We start from the raw sequence: 20803 nt of genomic DNA on the forward strand, positions 1-20803 counted from the left end.
GAATCGACATGCTGAGACGATACTTTTTAACCCTGGCAGGTGCGGCGGGCATCGCCCTTGGTGCAGGTGCAGCCACCGCACAGGACGCCCCTGCCCCGTTTGACAACCCCGGTGACGTGACCATCGCGCTTGTGCGGTATCTGTCCACGGGTGACTTCTTTCAGGCTTACCTGTCCGGGGTTGAAACGCAGGCCGCCGCTCTTGGCGTGAACCTGCGGGTGCTCGACAGCCGACAGGACGCCGCTTTGCAGGCGGATATGGTGGATCAGGCGATTGCGCTGGGTGTTGACGGCATCATCATCCAGCACGGGCTGACGGAATCCATGCGCGACGCGGCCCAGCGTGCGGTGGACGCGGGCATCAAGGTCGTGGCCTTCGACGTGAACGTCGAGAACGAAGCGATCCCGCAGATTGAGCAATCTGACTACCTGCTGGGCAAACTCGCGCTGGAACAGGCGGTTGCGGACAACGGTGACAGCTTTGAAGCAGGGTACGTCTATGTACCCGGTATCGCACCGCTGGACCGGCGGCACGTGGCATGGGAAGAAGTGAAAGAAGCCAACGCGGGCATCACGGAAGCGGCGCGGATCGGCACGCTGGATAATCCTATCGCGAATTCCAACGCCAATCAGGCCCGTGCGGCTTTGCAGGCCAATCCCACCATCTCGGTCTTCTTTGCCCCCTACAACGAGTTTGCCAAAGGCGTGAAGATCGCTGCGGATGAGCTGGGCATGAGCGGCGACTTGAGCATCTACTCGGCTGACGTCTCCACCGCAGACATCGCGCTGATGCGCGAGGCTGGAAGCGCGTGGAAAGCAACTGTGGCAACCAACCCGGCCGTGGTGGGTGAAGTCTCCGTCCGGGCGCTGGCCTTGATGCTGGCAGGGGAGAACCCCGGCGCCTCCGTGATCGTACCGCCTACGTTGATCACGCAATCTTTCCTCAACGATGAGGACATCCGCAACATGGAAGACCTCGGCGCGAAGATGCCGCAGTTCCAGCACGCGGACGTTGCCATGGCGGACTGGATCACCTTGCCACCCCGTTGACACGTACCGGCGCGCGCCCTTGTGTTGGGCGCGCGCCTTCAAGGCCGGAAAGGAGCCTCCGTATGCTGATCGGAATAGACCCCCGCACCACGCCAGAGCTGTTGTCTGTCCTTGCCCGCATGGGCCACGGGGATGAGATCGTGATCGCGGATGCCAATTATCCTGCGACGTGGTCAGCCTCGACTTGTGTGGTGTCCGATCTGATCCAGTACCCCAGCCACACGGCAACTCAGGTCGCGGACATCATCACCACCTTGATGCCGCTGGATACCTTTCACACCCATTCCGTCCTGCGGATGGAGATCGACAACGCCCCTGATGAGATGGGCGAACCACATCAGGAAGTCTGGGACCTGCTCACACCGCGCCTGCCCGAGGGGGGCATTCTGGCAAGCCTTGAGCGACAGGCGTTCTACAAACGTGCAGGACACAGTTTTGCGGTGGTCCAGTGCAATGAAGCACGGCCTTACGGATGTTTCATCCTGCGCAAAGGCGTTATTGCCTGAAAACAAGGCAGTGTGCCGGTTGAGATACGCAATCACCTTGCAGCAAGGCCTGCGGCGTATCACACTCAACCCTATGCAATCGACAGCCTCTCTATTGGTGTTCAGCGATCTGGACGGCACCCTTCTTGATCACGAAACCTATGGCTGGGAACCTGCGCGTCCCGCGATCTCGAAGCTGAAGCAGGCGGGCGTACCCTTGATCCTGGCAAGCAGCAAAACGGCTGCTGAAATGGTCCCCTTGCTGCGCGACATGGGGCTGGAGGGGGTGCCCGCCATTGTCGAGAACGGCGGAGGGGTGATTGGCTTGAACACCGGACAAGACGAAAAGGCGCTGACGTATGCAGACATCAGGCGCGCGCTGGATGACATGCCCCGCGACCTGCGCGCGCATTTTTCCGGATTTGGCGACATGCAGAGGGATGACGTCAGCGCCGCGACAGGGCTTTCGCAGGATGCCGCAGTTTCAGCCAAACGACGCGCTTTCTCGGAACCCGGACTTTGGTCAGGGGATGACGAAATGCGCGCACGCTTTCTGCATCTGTTGGCAGAACAGGGCATTGCCGCCAGTGAGGGCGGCAGGTTTCTCACCCTGTCCTCCGGGCGGACCAAAGCGGATGGCATGGCCCGGATCATTGCGCACTACAAACCGGCATGCACCATCGCATTGGGTGATGCACCAAACGACACAGAGATGCTGGAAGCGGCGGATTTTGGTGTCATCGTAAAGAACCCGCACCGTCCGCCCCTGCCGCGCCTTGCGGGTGAGGACGCGGGGCGCATTCGGCGTACAGATGCGCCGGGGCCTGCGGGTTGGAACACAGCGGTGCTCGCACTTATTGAACAAATCATGGGGTCACAGGAAGATGGTTGATTTTCACCAAAACGGCAGCATCGCGACCCTGCACAACCTCCGCACACGGTCGCTTGCGGACATCACGGCAGAGCTGGAGACCTTTACGGCCAATCGCAAGGCTTCGCTCATCCTGCCGTGTCTCTATTCGGAGTTGGAAACCGAGGCGATGCCACGAATTTTGGCAGAACTGTCCAAAGTCACCTATCTGCACCGCATCATTGTCGGGCTGGATCGTGCCGATGCGGATCAGTTTCGTCATGCCTGCCAGTTCTTCGAAGGGCTGAACCAAAACCATGTGGTGATCTGGAACGACAGCCCGCGCATGCAGACGCTGGAAGCGCGTCTTCAGGCCATGGGGCTGGCTCCATCGGAACAGGGAAAAGGCAAGAACGTCTGGACCTCCATCGGATATATGCTCAGTTGTCAGGACAGCGATGTCATGGCGATCCATGATTGCGATATCCTGACCTACACAAACGAATTGCTGGCGCGGCTGATCTACCCGGTGGCCAACCCCACGTTTCCCTATCAGGTCGCCAAGGGCTACTACGCGCGCATTGGGACCAACAAGCTGAACGGCCGGGTGACCCGCCTGCTGGTCAGCCCTTTGCTGATCGCGCTGAAACGCGTGGTCGGGGACAGGGATTACCTCGATTACCTGCGCAGCTTTCGCTATCCGCTTTCGGGTGAATTCGCCATGCGCACCAACATCCTGCCAGACCTGCGCATCCCCTCGGACTGGGGGCTTGAGATTGGTGTATTGTCAGAAGCCTGGCGCAATCTGGCGCCCAAGGCGGTGTGTCAGGTTGAAATCGCGGACGCCTATGACCACAAACACCAGTCGCTCAGCCCGCAAGATGCCGAGACGGGTCTGAACCGCATGTCCACCGACATCTGCAAGGCGATCTTCCGCAAGCTGGCTGCGGACGGCACGGTCTTTACCAACAACGTTTTCCGAACACTGAAAGCAACGTACTATCGCTGTGCGCTTGATCTGCTGGAGGCGTATCATTCCGATGCCCAGATGAACGGGCTGGTGCTGGACCGGCATAGTGAGGAAGCCTCGATCGAGCTCTTTGCAGAGAACATCATGCGCGCAGGGCAGACGTTTCTGGAAAACCCGCATGAGACGCCGTTCATTCCAACGTGGAACCGCGTACATGCCGCGGATCCTGACTTTCTGCGCGACATGCAGGAGGCTGCGGCAGCGGATACGAGGGAATTCGGTTAGGCGCCGTTGCTGATCCACCGGCACTGATACGGGGCCAGCAGGATATCATCCTCCCCGATCTGTTCACCGGTCAGCAGGTCCGTCCAGTCTTCATCAGCGATCAGGTTCAGGACGGTTGAGGACAACGCGATCTCCTCCGCGCTTACGTTATGAAGGGCAAAGATGGATTGGCGGCGGTCAAGGCTTTGCCGCCACAGGCCAAAGATGCGGTCATCCCCGACATGGAGCGTGAATTGGGTCGCATTCGGGTGGAACGCTGCCTGCCCTTTGCGTGTCTCCAGACGGCTGCGCAGGCCTGCCAAAACGCGGGCGTGGATGGAATCCGGGCGTGCAAGCTGATCGCGCAGGTCGTTGTAATTCCAGCGGTGACGGTTGATCGCCCGGTGCATACCGCGTTTTTCGACACTTTCGTGGTCATTTGATGTGGCCAGCATGGAGTGGATATAGAACGCCGGAATGCCCTCCAACGACATCACGATGGTTTGCGAACACAGGAAGCGTTCAAGATGTAAATCATCCGGGCCAGCCAGTGTTTCGCTGAGCGCGTCAAAGAAGGTCGTGTTCAGCTCATAAGGCGCCTCCCCTCCATTGGGCAGGGCGCGCATGGACACCAGACCGCCGATCCGCTTGAGCGTATCGATGACGTCTTGCTGGTCCTGATCTGACAGCAACCCCTCTGCGGGACGCATGCCAATGCCGTCATGGCTGGCGGTGAAATTCAGGTAGGCACATCCCAAAGGTGCCGGCGGCATCGCGCGCTGCCATTTCACCAAATGCCGGGCCGTGCCCGACAGCATGGCGTGCAACACGAGGGGCGGCAGGGGGAAGTTGTAGATCACATGCGCCTCGTCGCGCTGACCGAAATAGCTGAGGTTCTCGGCCTTGGGCACGTTGGTTTCGGTAACCAGCACCACAGGTTCCACCGCGAAATCACACAGCAGGCGCAGCAGTTTCACAATGGCATGGGTCTGGGGCAGATGGATCGAGGGTGTGCCAATCTCCTTCCAGACAAAGGCCACGGCATCCAGCCGGATGATCTGAATGCCGTTGTCCATATGCAGCCGGATGATGCGGAGAAACTCCAACAGCACCTGCGGGTTTCTGAAATCAAGGTCGATCTGGTCATGGCTGAAGGTGCACCAGACATGGCGCAGGCCTTTCAATGTTTCCACCGGTTGCAGGAGCGGCGTTGTGCGCGGGCGCACGACCATATCAAGGTCATCCTCAGGAGAGGCTTCGAAAAAGTAGCCGTCATAGGGCGCTTTTCCCTGACGGTAATCGTTGAACCACTGGCCCTGGCTTGAGACGTGATTGAGCACCAGATCAGACATCAGCTTGAACTCGCCCGCAATGCGGTTGATGTCGGGCCAATCGCCCAACTGCGGGTTCACCACCCGAAAGTCCGCAACCGCAAATCCATCGTCAGAGGTGAAGGGGAAGAACGGCAGGATATGAACGCCGTTGACCACCCCTTCCATGTAGCGATGCAGAAAGTCATTCAGCAGATCGAGGGGCTTGTGCACCCCATCGATGATCGAATTGCCATAGGTGATCAGCAGCGCGTCGTCCTGCGACCACAGCGCATTGCCCGGCTGCCGCTTGCGTTTGCGATGGTGCGTGCCTGTGGGCCAGAACCCCGCAATGACCTCTGCGGCCAGCGCATCCGCATCCCGGTCCGGGTATATCTGCGCCAGATAGCCGGCAGCGGCGCTGTGCAGGGCCGTTCGATCAGGGCTGGGTTTCTTCATCTGATCAAGCAACCATGTCTGGATTGGTATGACAAACGCTCAACACTCTTTTTCCGCTGGCCAATGACAGTTTCCGCGCATTGCCACATTGCTGGGCACTGTTGCGATGGCGCGTGTGGCTGTTCAGATCGAAACGGCCTGTTGCAGCTGGTCAGAGGAAATCTCGGACTTTGCGCCCTGAAGAATGCACCTGCCCCGTTCAAGAACTGCAAATCTGTCGCCCAGCCCATATGCAAAGTCGAGGTATTGCTCCACCAGCACAATCGCCATTTGTCCCTGTTGGCGCAACTCGCCAATGACCTCTCCGATGTGGGTGATGATGTTGGGCTGGATGCCTTCTGTGGGCTCATCCAGCAACAGCAGTTTTGGCCGGGTGATCAACGCCCGCGCAATGGCGAGTTGCTGTTGCTGACCACCAGACAGATCCCCGCCTCGACGGCTCAGGAATTGCTTGAGGATGGGGAACAGCTCGAAAATCTCTGACGGTATCTCTCGCTCTCCCCGGTCAAGGCAGGCAAAGCCGGTTTCAAGGTTTTCCTGCACGGTCAGGAACGGGAATATCTCACGACCCTGCGGCACGTAGGCGACGCCGCGTTTGGCAAGAACGTGGGCCTGTGCGCGGGTGATGCTTTGACCATCCAGCACGTAGGATCCGCCGCTGATCGGATGAGTGCCTGACATGGCTTTGAGCAGGCTTGTCTTGCCCACGCCATTCGTGCCCATCACGCAGGTGACTTCACCAATCTGCGCGGTCAGATCAATGCCGTTGAGGATCTGGCTGCTGCCATAATGCAGCGTCAGATCGCTGAGGGTGAGCAGGTTATCGGCCAAGGTATACCTCAATCACTTTTTCATCCGCCGTTACATGATCAAGGCTGCCTTCAGCCAGCACCGATCCTTCGTGCAGCACCGTCACTTTGCAGCCCAGACGGCGCACGAATTCCATATCATGCTCCACCACGACCACCGCACGGGTCTTGGCGGCTTCCACCAACAACGCCGTGGTGTGTTCGCGCTCCGCGGCCGTCATGCCCGCAGCAGGTTCATCCACCAAAAGCAGGCGCGGTTCCTGGGCCAGCAGCATGCCGATCTCCAGCCATTGCTTTTGACCGTGTGACAGCTCTCCTGATTTGCGATGCAGCGCGGCGGCCAACCCGATCTGTTCAGCAAGATCCGCGACCGCCGCGCGATCGGCCTCTGACGCGCGAAAGCGCAGCACAGCCAGAGGCCCGCGTTTCTTTTTCAGCGCCAGCATCAGGTTATCGGCCACGCTTTGGTCTTCAAATACCGTGGGGCGCTGAAACTTGCGTCCAATCCCGGCCTGCGCGATTTGGCTTTCCGACATCGACAGAAGGGACACAGACTTCTCCCCCCAGATCACCCGGCCATCGTTCGGGCGGGTTTTGCCGGTGATGATGTCCATGAAGGTGGTCTTGCCCGCGCCATTTGGGCCAATGACCGCGCGCATCTCAGCCTCACCGATCTGGAATGACAGGTTGTTGATGGCCTTGAACCCGTCAAACGACACGGAAACGCCCGAGACTTCCAAAAGTGTGCTCATCTGTCCGCCTCCTTTTCGCGCAGCGCACCGGCGTCTGGGCCGAGGTCTTGCCCATGGCGGTTCGGCATCCGGCGCGCTGCGACCAGATCAAACAGCCCACCAATGCCGCGCGGGGCAAAAAGGGTCACGCCAACAAAGGACAGCCCCAACAGGATCGTCCACCAGTCCACCCATTGCACCGTGTAGACACCCAGGTTGATGTCGGGTGCCTGCCCGCCCGTGAACCATGTCGACAAGAGCGAGACGAATGCCGCCCCGATGACAGCGCCATAGAGCCTGCCCCGCCCGCCAATCGCGACCCAAACGGCGAGGTAGATGGAAGCAATGGGCGCGATCTCCGCCGGGTTGATGATACCCGCCTGCGGATAGTAGAGCGCGCCGGCAATGCCTGCGATCACAGCAGTGATGGTGAAGATGAACAGCTTATAGGCTTCAACCGAATACCCCAGAAACCGCACGCGCGCTTCATCATCCCGAATGGCGCGGATTACAGAGCCGAATTTGCCCGAGACGACCCAGGCGCACATAAGATAGCCCAGCCCCAAGGCCAGCGCAGAAGCCCAGAAAAACAGGATGGAAATCGTGGATTGCGGCACATCTCCCTGACCGGGGAGGTTTTGCAGGCCAGACAGGCCGTTGTTGCCACGCAGACCGGAGTCGTTCTGAAACAGATACAGCGACAGGGCCAGCGTCATCGCCTGCGTCAGGATCGACAGGTAGACGCCCGTCACCCGGCTGCGGAACGCCAGCCAACCGAAGACCAGCGCCAAGAGGCCGGGCACCAGAACCACAGCGGCCAGTTGCAAGGGCAAGGAATGGGCAAACGCCCAGATCGGCGGGAACTCCGATGCCCCCACCACGCCGAAAATCTGTGCCGCAATGCCGTCAGAGATCTCTTGCGGTGTGGGGGGCAATGGGGCTGCGGCAAGACTGGTCTGCACGATGATCTCTGTGCGGGCGTACATCAGCCACATGCCAATCGCGTAGCCACCGATGCCAAAGAACGCCATATGGCCCAGCGACAGGATCCCGCAATAGCCCCAGACAAGGTCCATCGCCAACGCGACAAGGCACAGACACAGGGTTTTGCCCAGCGTTTTGACAAAGCTGGTTGAGATCACGCCGATGCCAAATCCTTCCGCCAGAACCGTGACGCCTATCGTAAACAGCGCCAGAATGCCGATGAAGATCACCGCGGAGGGGTGACGCAGCACAAAAGCGCGGCGGGGGGGGGTCAGGGCCAGATCCGTCATCTCAAGCCTCCGCCGCCCGGCCTTTGAGCGCGATGATCCCGCGCGGCCGGAACTGGATAAAGAGGATGATGAAGAGGATCATGTAAGTCTGCGCGGCAAGCGTATTGGAGGGGTTCAACCACTCGATCCCTTTTTGCAGCGTGCCGACCAATGTCGCGCCCAGCAATGTGCCCCAGATGTTGCCGACGCCCCCGACGACCACGGTCATGAAGCTTTGAACGATGTAGTCCGCGCCCATTTCCGAGGTGACCTTTGCGTAAAGCCCGATGGCGACCCCGGCGATCCCCGCGATGCCGGACCCAAAGCCGAAGGTCAGCATGTTGATGCGGTCCGGGTTGATGCCCATGGAGGCCGCCATACGCGGGTTTTGCGTAGCCGCGCGCACTTCCAGCCCCAATCGCGTGCGGTTCATCACAAACAGGAACAGCGCAAGGAAAATCAGCGCGAGCACAAAGATCGCGATGCGGATGTAGCTGATGGCGATGACGTCGTTGATGACCAGTGAGCCATCCAGCCAACCGGGTGCCGTCAGGGGCCGCGCTTGCGTGCCAAAGATGTTCTTGGCCAGTTGTTGCAAGGCAATGGACACACCGAAGGTGGCCAGCAGCGTTTCGAGGGGGCGATGGTAGAGCCAGCGGATCACCAGCCGCTCCATCACCACACCGGCGGCAAAGGTCACGGCAAAAGCCAGCGGAATGGCAAGCAGGATCGACAGGGTGTAATCGGGCACGAACAATTGCACGACGTAGCCCGTATAGGCGCCCATCATGATGAACTCTCCATGGGCCATGTTGATCACGCCCATCACGCCAAAGGTGATCGCCAACCCAATGGCCGCCAGAAAGTAGATCGAGGCGAGGGAGAGGCCATCCAATGCAAGATCAACGGTCTGGCTCATTGCAAGTTTGGCTTCGATATCCTTCAGCGCGGTTTGAGCCGCCAAAGCAACCGGGACAGGTGCCCCAACAAAAGCCTCGAAGAAGACAAAACGCTCCAGCGTCGTCGCCACGTCTTCATCGGTCACCAGCGGGGGCACTGCGCCACTTTGCGCCAGGGTTGCGTAAACGGCGGCACGGGCGTCATCGGTATCAAGCGTGGCGACCTGAATGCCCGCAATCTGGTCGCCATCGATGTTTTCAATCAGGGCAGCGCGCAGCATGTCAGGATCGGTGCGGGGCGGGGCGAGATTCTGGGCGGTCAGCAGGGCGTAGGCTGCATCAGGTGACAGCCCCTCTCCCACGTCAACGGGCATCGCACCTTCGGGCAGGCTCTGTGCGACGTCCAGACGGGTTTGCACCAGCGGGTTCAGCGCGGCACGCAGATCAACACTCAGATCGCCGGAGAATCCTTCAATGGCGGCAATACGCTCTGCATCTTCTTCGGCAAACCGGATCGTGAGCAGCCGTTCCAAACGGGCCTTGCGGGCCTTTAGCGCCGCATCGGTTTCCACATCAATCGACGCACGAAGGGCGGCCAAATGGGTCGCTTCGGCATCCCGCTCAATCGCTGTCAGCGCCCTTTGACGGGTCACCGGGTCCGGATCGTTAAGCTGGAACTGCACCAGAGCGGAGGCGATCATGCCACGAATGCCTGAGTTGGGTTTCAGCTGTTTGTAGGATTTCCGCGGCGCGGTGCCGATTTCCAAGCCGCCAGCCACGTCAAAAAGCGTCAGCGCACCGCCATCGGCCTTCGCCCCAAAAACAAACAGGCCCGTCTCTTTTTCAAACCACATGTCCTTGGCTTGCCACCGCTCCAGCACCACCTGAGCGTCCGGAAGGCCGCTGTTTGCAAGCGCGTCGATGGCCGGGCCAATGGACTTGCGCGATGATTTCTGGATCTCCGGCCCGAATTGCTGAAGCAGCAACTGGATGGGCGTGTCGGACTGCTGCGCGGATGCAGGCAAAGCTAGGGAAACGCATACAAAAAGACAGGCGACCAAACGCCGGAGCAGCAGCAACATCAGGGTATTCCTTTGACCTCAATACCGGGGCGATTGCCCGCCCCGGCTGTCTTGAGACGTCGTTTAGTAGTTCGACTTGATCTGCACGCAGGTCGAAGAACTGGTGTTGTACATGCCACACCCGAGGTCTTTCCAATCGGAGACAAGCACCGCGGATTCAGGCAGGTAATCCGTCCACGCATCCCCCGGCACTTCTTCGGTCTGGGAGATGATGTCGAACTGGCCGTCTTCCTGGATCTCACCGATCAGGACAGGCTTTGACAGGTGATGGTTCGGCAGCATGACCGCCGTACCGCCGGTCAGGTTCGGGAACTCCTGCCCGTACATCGCTTCGCGCACCGCATCCACTTCTGTGGATCCCGCTGCCTCTGCCGCATTCACCCACATGTTGAAGCCGATGTAATGCGCTTCCATGGGATCGTTGGTCACACGGTCTTCGCCCATGCGCTCTTTCCATGCGGCGATCCAGGCTTCATTGGCGTCGCTGTCGGCAGACTGGAAGTAATTCCACGCCGCCAGATGACCCACCAGATTGGTGGTATCGAGACCAGACAGTTCTTCCTCTCCAACAGAGAAGGCGACAACGGGGATATCATCCGCGGAAATGCCTGCCGCTGCCAGTTCCTTGTAGAACCCGACATTTGCATCGCCGTTGATGGTGGAAATCACGCCAACCTTCTTCCCGTCCGCGCCCAGCGCCACAACGTCCGCTACGATCTTGGACCAGTCAGAATGACCAAAGGGCGTGTAGTTCACAAAGATATCGTCCTTGGCGATCCCTTTTTGCTGCAAGTAGGACTCTAGGATGTTGTTGGTCGTCCGGGGATAGACATAATCCGTGCCAAGCAGCGCGAATTTCTCTACTTCCAGTTCTTCGAGGAAGTAGTCCGTGGCCGGGATGGCCTGCTGGTTCGGGGCGGCGCCAGTGTAGAAGACGTTCTTGGAGCTTTCCTCGCCCTCGTATTGCACCGGGTAGAACAGCAGACCGTTCAGTTCCTCGATCACGGGCAGCACAGACTTGCGTGACACGGACGTCCAGTTGCCAAAGATCACGTCAACCTCATGCACCGTCAGGAGTTCACGCGCCTTTTCGGCAAAGAGTGGCCAGTCGGAGGCGGGATCAACGACAACGGCTTCCAACTGGCAGCCCAGCACGCCGCCTTTGGCGTTCTGCTGTTCTACAAGCATCTCCATTGTGTCTTTGAGCGTCGTTTCGGAGATCGCCATGGTGCCGGACAGGGAATGCAGAATGCCCACTTTGACGGGGCAATCGGCAAATGCGGGGGCGGCGCTGGCGATCAAAAGGGCCGCAGCGGAAGTTTTCATGAGTTTTGGTGACATCGCAGTTTCCTTGTTGCGACGCGCGACAGCCTTGCATGGGAGATCAGAACACCCCATATCCGGCAACACGCATCTATTGCGGTGTGCGATGGTGAATTTGGTTGCTAGGCCTGCACCATCGCGCATTTTAGTTTGCTGGATCCACAAAGGACCCGATGAATTGGTAGGCAGAATTCGCAGGACGCTGGAGTCAATTGCGACTTTTCAGCCATTGAGCCGCGAATGACCGCTCATAAAATCAGCACATCACCAAAAAGCGTTTAGTAATTAGGCAGGCCGCTAAGCCAAGGGAGATCGGCGCTTGGGGGCTGCCATCTCGCCGCGCCCGGTCCCATGATCATCGCACCCCATCCTGTGCCGGGTGCTCATCGCGGTGTTTCACGCCCGCGCCACTGTGTGCATAGTGCATTCAGTCAAGAACAGATGACGGAGCAGCGGCGTGCAGATTGGACTGATTGGATGTGGAAACATGGGCGGCGGCATGGCGCGCCACATGTTGTCCAGCGGATGTGGATTGGTCTGTTATGACCCCAGCCCCACGATACGCAAGGACATGCAAACCGCCGGAGCAGAGGTCACAACATCAGAAGCAGAGGTCGCCAGGGCGGTCGAGATCGTGATCTTGTCCTTGCCCAAGGCATCCGTTGTTGAAAGCGTCATGGCAGTGATTGCGCCACATCTGGTGCAGGGGGCTGTGGTTCTGGACACGTCAACATCGGAACCCGGCACATCTCAGGCAATGGCGGCGCTTGGGAAAGAACACGGGTTTGACTTTGTGGACGGGCCGGTCAGCGGTGGACCTGCCGCGGCCAACACCGGAACCATGACGATGCTGCTGGGCGGAGACGCCACCGCCATTGAAAAGCTTCGCCCGGTTCTGGACATCCTGACATCCAAGACCGTGGTTGTCGGAGGATCGGGTGCAGGGCATGCTGCAAAGATCGTCAACAACATGCTATGTGCCGCCAACCTTGTGCTGGTCGCCGAAGCGGTGCGTCTTGGCGCAGCAGCAGGCGTGCGTGCCGACGATCTTCTCGAAGGGATCAACGCCGGGTCAGGTCGCAGCGGGGTGAGCGAAGTGAATTTCCCCAAATGGGTTCTCAATGACGCCTTTGATTCCGGCTTCACCATGGGTTTGATGCGCAAGGATGTAGGTTTGGCTCTGAAGCTGGCCAAGACGTCAGGTGTCGATCTGGCGGGCTTTGATCGCATTGCCGATCTGTGGCTGCGCGGGTCTGAACACATTCCCGATGAGGCCGATTTCAATGCAATTGTCGGGTATAACGAGAAAGGCCAGACGCATGGATGACCGCAAGAAGGCTTTGCACGAAGCCATGGCTGCCGTTGGGTTGGGCGCAGTCCCGCAATCCCTGATCAACGGCGCGCTATGTGATGGCGCGGGCGCGGAAATCACATTGACGGACCCCTTCACCGAAGAGGTTCTATGTACCTACCCCGATGCCGATGTTGATCTGGCCTTGCACGCCTGTGCCACGGCTCAGACCGCGCAACAGGGGTGGGCCAAGGGCATGTCAGCCGCGGCGCGGGGACAGATCATGCAGGACATCTCCCGCGCGGTTCTGGCCCATATCGCCCCCCTTTCGACCATCGAAGCGATCATCGCAGGCAAGCCCATCCGCGATTGCCGGGTCGAGGTCGCCAAGGTGGCAGAGATGTTTGCCTATTACGCCGGCTGGGCAGACAAACTGCACGGGGAGGTGATCCCGGTGCCCTCCGGGCATCTGAACTATACCATCCGCGAACCCCTTGGCGTGGTGTTCCAGATCACACCATGGAACGCACCGATCTTTACCGGCGGCTGGCAGATTGCACCCGCGATTGCGACGGGCAACGGGGTTGTGATCAAACCAAGTGAGCTGACACCGGTCACAACCGTTGCTCTGGTGAAACTGGCCGAGGACGCTGGCCTGCCACGCGGATTGGTGAACGTGCTGTGCGGTCTTGGCCCCACCTGTGGCGAAGCGGCGATCAAACATGCCGCTGTGCGCAAGGTGGTCTTTGTTGGTTCTCCGGAAACCGGACGCCGGGTCGCCACAACGGCATCGGCCGCGCTGAAACCATCGGTTCTGGAACTGGGTGGGAAATCCGCGAATATCGTCTTTGACGACGCGAACATTGAACATGCCTGCCTCGGGGCGCAGGCCGCCATCTTCTCTGGCGCCGGACAAAGCTGCGTCGCGGGGTCGCGGTTGTTGGTGCACAAATCAATTCATGCCCCACTGATTGAGATGCTGGAGCGCGGGATGAACAGCATCAAACTGGGTGATCCGCTGGACGAGGCAACGGAGATCGGCCCGATCAGCAATGCCAGACAATATGCACATGTGACCGGCATGATTGCCGCCGCCCGCGATGCGGGTGCAGACGTGCTGTCACGGTCAGATCACCAAGAACAGGGCTACTTCGTTGCGCCGACCGTATTGAACGGCCTCTCCAACACCGCAAAAACCGCGCAGGAAGAAATCTTTGGACCGGTCGTAACCGCCATTCCCTTTGAGGATGAAGAGGAGGCCATCGCCCTTGCAAATGATACCGCATTCGGTTTGGCGGGCGCGGTGTGGACTGCTGATGTGGGGCGGGCCCACCGGATGGCGGATGCGGTGCGTGCGGGCACCTTCTGGATCAACAGCTACAAGGCCATTCACGTCTCTTCTCCTTTCGGGGGATCCTTGAATTCCGGCTTTGGGCGATCCAGCGGAACCGACGCATTGATGGAATACACCTCCGCAAAAAGCGTCTGGCTGGACAGTGCGCCAAAACCAAGGATTGCCTTCGGGTATGTCTCCTAGGAGAAATCATGCAGCTTGTTGATGATGTGAAAGCCTTGCTGGAGGCAGACCCACAGGCCAAAGCCATTCTCGACCTTGGGCCATTCTCCGATTTCCCGGCCTTGGCAGGCGCGGTTTTCAGACACCTGACGGGCAACGCGCAGATCGGCAAAACAGTTGCCGACACCTACCGTGGGGACCCGGTTTTGGCAGACCTATCTGTCCATGACATCGCGGAAGCCGCACGCAGAAATGTTGAACCGGGCGGTGCGGCGGCGACCTGTCTGTTTGCGCGTGGCGCCCAGGCCATCATGGCCCACCGGGTGGCGCACAAGGTCTGGACCGATGGCGATACCACGCGGGCACGGGCCGTCTCTGCCATATGCGGGCGGGCATTGGATACCGACATCCACCCTGCCGCCCGGATTGGCGCAGGGTTGTGGCTCGACCACGGATTGGGGTTTGTCGCGGGCGAGACAAGCGTCATCGAAGAGGACGTCTCCATCTGGCACAACGTTACGCTTGGCAGCACCTTGAGCAAGAGTGGTCCCAAGCGGCACCCTCATGTCAAACGTGGTGCGGTGATTGGTGCGGGTGCAATCCTGCTGGGTGGCATCACCATTGGTGCCGCGGCCAACATCGGCGCCGGGGCAATTGTGCTGGAGGACGTGCCGGAGGGCACGTTGATCGCGGGCCAGAAAGCAATGATGCGCGGCACCGCGCGTGTGCGTTTCACCCCTGCGGGTTCTGCCCCATGAATGCAGCCTTTGGCATTGACCATCCGCTTCTGGCGACACGGGACATCAACGGTCTGCGCAACCACCTGATTGCGCTTGGTTTCAACATGACGCCGATCGGCAAACATCCCTGGGGCACCAGCACCAGTCTGGCGATGTTTGACGGCTGCCTGCTGGAAATCATGGGGATCTATGATGACACCCTTATTGATAAGAACCCCGCAGGCGAATTTCGCTTTGGCAGGCATGTCCATGCGCATCTGCAACAACGCGATGGCGTGGCCCTGACAGCCTTGCACAGCACAGATGCGCAGGCAGATGCCATGCGCGCGGCGGAAGCTGGTTTTGACGTGGCGGGCCATCTGGAGTTCGGGCGGGATGTCACCTTGCCCGACGGCACGGCCGATCGCACGAAAACCACGCTCGCCCTGCTGCCGGACCAGAGATTTCCCCGTTTGTCTTTTTTCCTGTGCCAACAGCACCGCCCCGAGCTGATCTATGTGCCGGAGTGGCTGTCGCATCCGAACAAGGTAACCGGAATCAGTGCGATCAATATCGTGGCGTCACCCAGCATTCAGCCGGAACTGAAGGCACGGTTTGCGGGCCTCTATGACAGCTTCCAAGCGCTTGAAGGCGGGTTTGCGTGCAAGACCGCTAACGGTGTCATCCGTGTGTTTTCACCGACGGCCTTCAGCCGTTTTGTCGGGGCATTGCCGGAATGCGCAAATGAAGACGCATCACCCTTCATTGCGGGCATGGACCTGCGCATGTCCGACCCGGAAGTGCTTCTTGGGTACCTGTCGCAGTCAGGCGCGCCATATCAGGAGGTTCCGGGTGGATATGTTCTGATGTCGCCAGAGGATACCGCCAATACAGTCCTGCGGTTTGTGGCAGATTGAATCCGGTTCTTGCTGCCAAACAGCCTACCGCGCCAGCTCTGGATGCAGATAGGCCTCCGGATAGCTCATCGGGTAACGCGGGCCGAGCGGGATCACATTGTTCCAGGACCGCCCGAAATACCCCTGACGGCAATGGACCAGAGCGTTGCTCTCTGCCACGCCCGGCAAGGCATAGACGCGGCAGAGCCAGCGCCACAGGTTCGGATAGTCCAAAATCCGCGCCCCGTTCAGTTTCATACGCAGATAATACACCGGGTCATGTCGATAGAGCGTTGGGAAAAGCCGCAGGTCGGCTTCGGTAAACGTTGAGCCGGTCAGGAACAGGCGTCCATCTGCGGCCAGCCGTGCCTCCAGCGTTTCGAGCGTATCAAAATACAATGCAAACGCCGCTTCATAGACGGACTGGTCAGATGAAAAACCTGCTTTGTAGGCACCGTTGTTGATCCCGACATAGATCAATTCGTTCAATTCATCGATGTCTTTGCGCAGCGCCTCATGTTCCGCGCCGGCAGGGTACAAACGGGGGCGATCCTTGCCTTCAAGAGAACGCTCCAGACCCTCTGCCTGCGCATCGAGCATGCGAACGATCTCAGCGCTTTCATTGGTCACGATCCGCTTGGTTTTCTTGTCATACAAGACCGGTACGGACGCCTCATCAGACCCCTCAAGATCATAGATCTGCTTGACCAGACGCAGGTTCTGTCCGGTGCCTGTCTCATCAGTGCATTCCGGCAGGGGGGCGCGGGTCAACGATGCGATGCGGGCCGGATTGAACTCCCACCGGTTCGGCGCAATCGGATCCTCTTCGGTGGTGCGGCTGGGGAAGGCCACATCCATTGTGACGCTGTCCTGCAATCCCAGCATGCTCCGGGCAAGGGTGACGCGGTGGCACCACGGGCAATTGAGGGCGACAAAAAGGTGATAGCGATCCGGTTCGGCCGGAAAGTCCGGGTCTTTGCCAAGGATGGACCGAAAACCGCTGACACCGCGCACAAATTCACCCCGCGCGCGGCGCGCAGCGATGTCTTTCTGGGATTCCTCGACGGATTTCTCAGTCACACGCCTCTCCTGCTCTGAAGGGGGCGCGTTTCGCCTGCGCCTGCCCTGACACACACTGCCCGCCACGCCTGCATTATTCCAGCCATTGAAGGACAAATGCGGCGGTGGAGAGGGTCCGGCCCCAACCGCGAACGCGCTGACGTCACGGAAGCAACACCATTGCACGATGACGGTTCGAGCGCGCAGCGTGATCGCCAACTTCCGCGCGTCACCTGATCATCTGGGCGCTGCGCTCACCCCCCAGATGCACGCCATCCGATGGCGGAAACAAGATAATAAGCTGGAAAAACTGCTCCTGTAACGCTGGATTGAACCGATGACACATCATGTCCGGCCTCCGGTCCGTGAGGCCGGTGGTCACCGAAAATCCACACGTCGGCGCACTGGGCGGCCTCCATCCCTTTGCCCGGTCTGGCGCATGTTGGTTGACTCAGCACACCGTTTCCTTGTCGACTGAACGTCTATTGTCGCGGGAATGTAGAGGAGATCCCCAATGTCAGAGCAGGTCAAACTTGAACGCATCCCGATGCCCGACAAGAAACCTGTTGTGGGGAACATATTGTCCGTCGACAAGGATCAGCCCCTTCAAAGCCTGATGCAGCTCACCCGCGAGTTGGGGCCGATCTTCCGGATGGACATGATGGGCACCCCGTTGGTGGTCGCCTCAGGCCATGAATATGTGGAAGAGCTTTGCGACGAAAGCCGGTTTGACAAAGCCGTGCGCGGATCGCTGCGCCGGGTCCGGGCGATTGGCGGCGACGGTCTGTTCACGGGCGACACCCAGGAAGAAAACTGGGGCAAGGCACACAACATCCTGCTGCCCACCTTTTCCCGTCAGGCGATGAGCAACTATTTCCCGATGATGCTGGACGTGGCCGGGCAGCTTTGTCTCAAATGGGAACGGCTGAACAGCGATGATGACATCGACATCGTGCACGATATGACCGCTGTCGCGCTCGATACCATCGGCATTTGTGGCTTCAACTACCGGTTCAACTCCTTCTACCGGCAAGATTATCACCCTTTCATCGACGCGCTGACCAACACGCTGGAAACCTGCATGATGCAGCGGGGCCTGCCGTTCGAGCAGCAGTTGCTCAAGAAACGTCTCGCCGCGATGGAAAAAGACGTGGGCTACATGAACAAGCTCGTCGATGACATCATCGCAGAACGGCGCGGGCGCAGCGGCGCGCGGGCGGAGAAGGATCTGCTGAACTACATGCTCGACGGGGTGGACAAGGTCACGGGCGAAAGCCTCTCGGATGAGAATATCCGCTTTCAGATCAACACCTTCCTTATTGCGGGCCATGAGACGACATCAGGCCTGATGTCCTTCACGCTCCATTTCCTGATGAACCACCCGGATGTGCTGGAAAAAGCCTATGCGGAGGTGGATCAGGTGATGGGTCGCGATGTGTCAGTGCAGCCGACGCTCAAGCAGGTCAATCAGCTCACCTACGTCAACCAGATCCTGCTGGAGGCGCTGCGCCTCTGGCCCACGGCGCCGGCCTTCTCCGTCTATCCCTACAAGGACGAAATCATCGGCGGGAAATACAAGCTCAAGGAGCGGACCTTCACCACGGTGCTGTCCCTGATGCTGCACCGGGACAAGACCGTCTGGGGGGAAAACGCCGAGGATTTCAATCCCGACAACTTCCACCGCGATGCGGTCGCTTCGCGTCCCGTGAACGCCTACAAACCCTTCGGCAACGGCCAGCGCGCCTGTATCGGGCGCCAATTCGCCATGCAGGAGGCGGTGCTGGTCATTGGCATGATCCTGCAACGCTTTGAACTGATTGATCACGAGAAATGGCAGTTCAAGCTGAAGGAGAGCCTCTCGATCAAACCGGATGGCCTGCGGATGAAGGTGCGGCTGCGCAAGGACATCCAACGCTCCAATCTGGTGCCCGGCTCCGCGCCCGAAGCCGAAGGTGCTGCGGGCGGCCTGAACGACACGGCAAACCGCCCCGGACACGGCACACCCGCGCTGGTGCTCTATGGCTCCAACCTTGGCACGACGGAGGATTATGCCCGCGACCTGTCCCGCGCTGCGGAAGCCAACGGCTTTGACGTGACCATGTCCGACATGGACAGCTATGCAGGCAAGCTGCCCACCACTGGTGCGGTTTTGATCGCTTGTGCGTCCTACAACGGCGCGCCGCCGGACAATGCCGTGAAGTTCGTGAAATGGCTCGAAACCGCCGAACCCGGCGCGGCGACGGGGGTGCAGTATGGCGTCTTCGGCTGTGGCCACAGCGATTGGGCGGCAACCTTTCAAGCCACGCCACGGCAGATCGACGACGCGCTGGAGCGGTTGGGCGGTACGCGCTTCACCCCCCGCGCGGAAGGCGATGCGCGCGACGACATTGATGAACAGTTTGATGCCTGGGCCAAGAGCGTCTGGCCAGCACTGGCTGAGACCTTCTCGCTCGACCTCGCGGATGCAGGCGAAGCGCCACCGCTCTATCAGGTGGAACGGCTCAGCGCGCTTGACAGCAATCCCGTCACGCAGCAGGCCGGGGCAGCGCCAACAACCGTCCTGACCAACCGCGAATTGCAGAATACCGCGGCATCGGGCCGGTCGACGCGGCACATCGAGGTGGCATTGCCAGATGGCATGACCTATCGCACCGGTGATCACCTCAGCGTGGTGCCTGTTAATGGCAACGCGCTTGTCGAACGCGTGCTGAAACGGTTCGGCTTTTCCGCCGACGCCCAGATCCGCATCCAGTCCAGCGCGGATGATCACAGCCAATTGCCGGTCGACAAGCCCCTGTCCGTGCACCGGCTTCTGGCACAGATGCTGGAGCTGCAATCGGTCGCCTCCCGCCGGGACGTGGCGACGTTGGTCCGCTATACCGAATGTCCGCATTCCGGTCCAAAACTCAAGGCGCTGGCCGAGGACGACTACAAGGCCAAGGTCCAGCAAAAACGCCTGTCTGTTCTGGATATCCTGGAAGATTTCGAAGCCTGCGAGTTGCCATTTGGGGTCTTCCTTGAACTGATGCCAATGCTGACACCGCGGTACTACTCGATCTCATCCTCGCCGCTGGATGACGCAAGCCAATGCTCCATCACGGTCGGCGTTGTCGATGATCCAGCGATTTCCGGGCGGGGCAACTTCAAGGGCGTGTGTTCAAACCATCTGGCCCAGACGCCTGTGGGCGGCAGTATTGACGTGGCCGTTCGGGATACAAGCGACGGCTTCCGGCTGCCCGATGATCCCGCGACACCGGTGATCATGATCGGGCCCGGCACCGGCATCGCGCCCTTCCGGGGGTTCCTGAAAGAGCGGGCGGCCCTCAAAGCGCAGGGCAAGGACCTGGGTCCCGCCCTGTTGTTCTTCGGCTGCCGCCACCCTGACCAGGACTATATCTATCGCGACGAGTTGGAGGGATGCGCCAAAGACGGCATTGCGGAATTGCACACAGCCTTCTCCCGACAGGAGAAGAAGAAAACCTATGTGCAGGATCTGATCCGGGAACAGCGGGACAGGGTCTGGGCGCTGATCGAACAGGGCGCGCGCATCTATGTCTGTGGGGACGGCAGCCGGATGGAGCCGGATGTGCGCCGCGCCCTGTCGCTGATCTATTCCGAGGAGAAGGATGTGGGCGCTGAAGCTGCCAATACCTGGTTGGACCAGATGTCAGACGAAGGGCGTTATAACCTTGATGTCTGGGTGTCGATGTAGATCACCGGTCAGCCCTGCAATCCCTCTTCCAAATGGTTCAAAAAACCTCGGGAGTATGAGGGTGGAAAACCCTCATCCCGCCGCCCCCCGTGGCGGCGGCACCTCAAACAAAAAAGACCCACCGCG

Annotated in this window: 16 protein-coding genes; 9 read left to right on the forward strand and 7 right to left on the reverse strand. The window is 59.7% G+C overall.

Going from position 1 to position 20803, the window contains the following annotated elements; all coding sequences use genetic code 11:
* Positions 1 to 8: 8 nt before the first annotated feature.
* The 4 genes from Q1A91_RS19560 to Q1A91_RS19575 all read left to right on the forward strand — a co-directional run bounded on the left by Q1A91_RS19560 (position 9) and on the right by Q1A91_RS19575 (position 3639).
* Entirely contained in the window at positions 9 to 1049 is a 1041-nt protein-coding gene (locus tag Q1A91_RS19560; RefSeq protein ID WP_299881685.1) for a substrate-binding domain-containing protein, read from the forward strand.
* Between the two features lie 62 nt (positions 1050 to 1111).
* A complete protein-coding gene (locus Q1A91_RS19565) occupies positions 1112 to 1555 on the forward strand; it encodes an RbsD/FucU domain-containing protein (RefSeq protein ID WP_299881687.1) in 444 nt (147 codons plus the stop codon).
* Between the two features lie 73 nt (positions 1556 to 1628).
* Complete coding sequence (locus Q1A91_RS19570; RefSeq protein WP_299881689.1) at positions 1629 to 2426, forward strand: mannosyl-3-phosphoglycerate phosphatase; 798 nt, start codon at positions 1629 to 1631, stop codon at positions 2424 to 2426.
* Positions 2419 to 3639, forward strand: a complete 1221-nt coding sequence (locus tag Q1A91_RS19575) for a glycosyl transferase (protein ID WP_299881692.1) — start codon at positions 2419 to 2421, stop codon at positions 3637 to 3639. The genes Q1A91_RS19570 and Q1A91_RS19575 overlap by 8 nt, the downstream gene beginning before the upstream one ends.
* Here the strand turns inward: Q1A91_RS19575 and Q1A91_RS19580 are convergent.
* The 6 genes from Q1A91_RS19580 to urtA all read right to left on the reverse strand — a co-directional run bounded on the left by Q1A91_RS19580 (position 3636) and on the right by urtA (position 11487).
* Positions 3636 to 5387 (reverse strand): sugar phosphorylase, encoded by a 1752-nt coding sequence (locus Q1A91_RS19580; protein ID WP_299881695.1) that lies wholly within the window; start codon positions 5385 to 5387, stop codon positions 3636 to 3638. The genes Q1A91_RS19575 and Q1A91_RS19580 overlap by 4 nt on opposite strands.
* A gap of 123 nt (positions 5388 to 5510) precedes the next feature.
* Positions 5511 to 6218, reverse strand: coding sequence for an urea ABC transporter ATP-binding subunit UrtE (urtE, locus tag Q1A91_RS19585; protein ID WP_299881697.1), 708 nt, complete (start codon positions 6216 to 6218; stop codon positions 5511 to 5513).
* Positions 6208 to 6948: an urea ABC transporter ATP-binding protein UrtD gene (gene urtD / locus Q1A91_RS19590; RefSeq protein WP_299881700.1), complete on the reverse strand. Its 741-nt coding sequence runs from the start codon at positions 6946 to 6948 to the stop codon at positions 6208 to 6210. The genes urtE and urtD overlap by 11 nt, the downstream gene beginning before the upstream one ends.
* Positions 6945 to 8201, reverse strand: a complete 1257-nt coding sequence (gene urtC, locus Q1A91_RS19595) for an urea ABC transporter permease subunit UrtC (RefSeq protein WP_299881703.1) — start codon at positions 8199 to 8201, stop codon at positions 6945 to 6947. The genes urtD and urtC overlap by 4 nt, the downstream gene beginning before the upstream one ends.
* A gap of 1 nt (position 8202) precedes the next feature.
* Positions 8203 to 10161 carry an urea ABC transporter permease subunit UrtB gene (urtB, locus tag Q1A91_RS19600; protein WP_299881706.1) on the reverse strand — a complete coding sequence of 653 codons (1959 nt, stop codon included), beginning with the start codon at positions 10159 to 10161 and terminating at the stop codon, positions 8203 to 8205.
* Positions 10162 to 10224: 63 nt separating this feature from the next.
* Entirely contained in the window at positions 10225 to 11487 is a 1263-nt protein-coding gene (gene urtA, locus Q1A91_RS19605) for an urea ABC transporter substrate-binding protein (protein ID WP_299881947.1), read from the reverse strand.
* A 454-nt stretch (positions 11488 to 11941) separates the two neighbouring features.
* Between urtA and Q1A91_RS19610 the strand changes: the two genes are divergently transcribed.
* From Q1A91_RS19610 to Q1A91_RS19625, 4 genes are read left to right on the forward strand one after another with little or no spacing between them, the layout of a single operon-like run.
* Complete coding sequence (locus tag Q1A91_RS19610) at positions 11942 to 12811, forward strand: NAD(P)-dependent oxidoreductase (RefSeq protein WP_299881709.1); 870 nt, start codon at positions 11942 to 11944, stop codon at positions 12809 to 12811.
* On the forward strand, positions 12804 to 14312 hold the full coding sequence (locus Q1A91_RS19615; protein ID WP_299881712.1) for an aldehyde dehydrogenase family protein: 1509 nt from the start codon (positions 12804 to 12806) through the stop codon (positions 14310 to 14312). Before Q1A91_RS19610 ends, Q1A91_RS19615 begins: the two co-directional genes overlap by 8 nt.
* A gap of 8 nt (positions 14313 to 14320) precedes the next feature.
* Positions 14321 to 15049: a serine acetyltransferase gene (locus Q1A91_RS19620; protein WP_299881714.1), complete on the forward strand. Its 729-nt coding sequence runs from the start codon at positions 14321 to 14323 to the stop codon at positions 15047 to 15049.
* On the forward strand, positions 15046 to 15927 hold the full coding sequence (locus Q1A91_RS19625) for a VOC family protein (protein ID WP_299881717.1): 882 nt from the start codon (positions 15046 to 15048) through the stop codon (positions 15925 to 15927). Before Q1A91_RS19620 ends, Q1A91_RS19625 begins: the two co-directional genes overlap by 4 nt.
* 24 nt (positions 15928 to 15951) lie before the next feature.
* On the opposite strand, the gene Q1A91_RS19630 is transcribed toward Q1A91_RS19625, so the two are convergent.
* Positions 15952 to 16986, reverse strand: a complete 1035-nt coding sequence (locus Q1A91_RS19630) for a glutathione S-transferase C-terminal domain-containing protein (RefSeq protein ID WP_299881720.1) — start codon at positions 16984 to 16986, stop codon at positions 15952 to 15954.
* 493 nt (positions 16987 to 17479) lie between these two features.
* On the opposite strand from Q1A91_RS19630, the gene Q1A91_RS19635 reads away from it, so the two are divergent.
* Positions 17480 to 20677 carry a cytochrome P450 gene (locus Q1A91_RS19635; protein WP_299881722.1) on the forward strand — a complete coding sequence of 1066 codons (3198 nt, stop codon included), beginning with the start codon at positions 17480 to 17482 and terminating at the stop codon, positions 20675 to 20677.
* Positions 20678 to 20803: the final 126 nt, after the last annotated feature.

This window comes from uncultured Sulfitobacter sp. (genome assembly GCF_947500075.1).
In the GTDB taxonomy this organism is placed as follows: domain Bacteria; phylum Pseudomonadota; class Alphaproteobacteria; order Rhodobacterales; family Rhodobacteraceae; genus Sulfitobacter.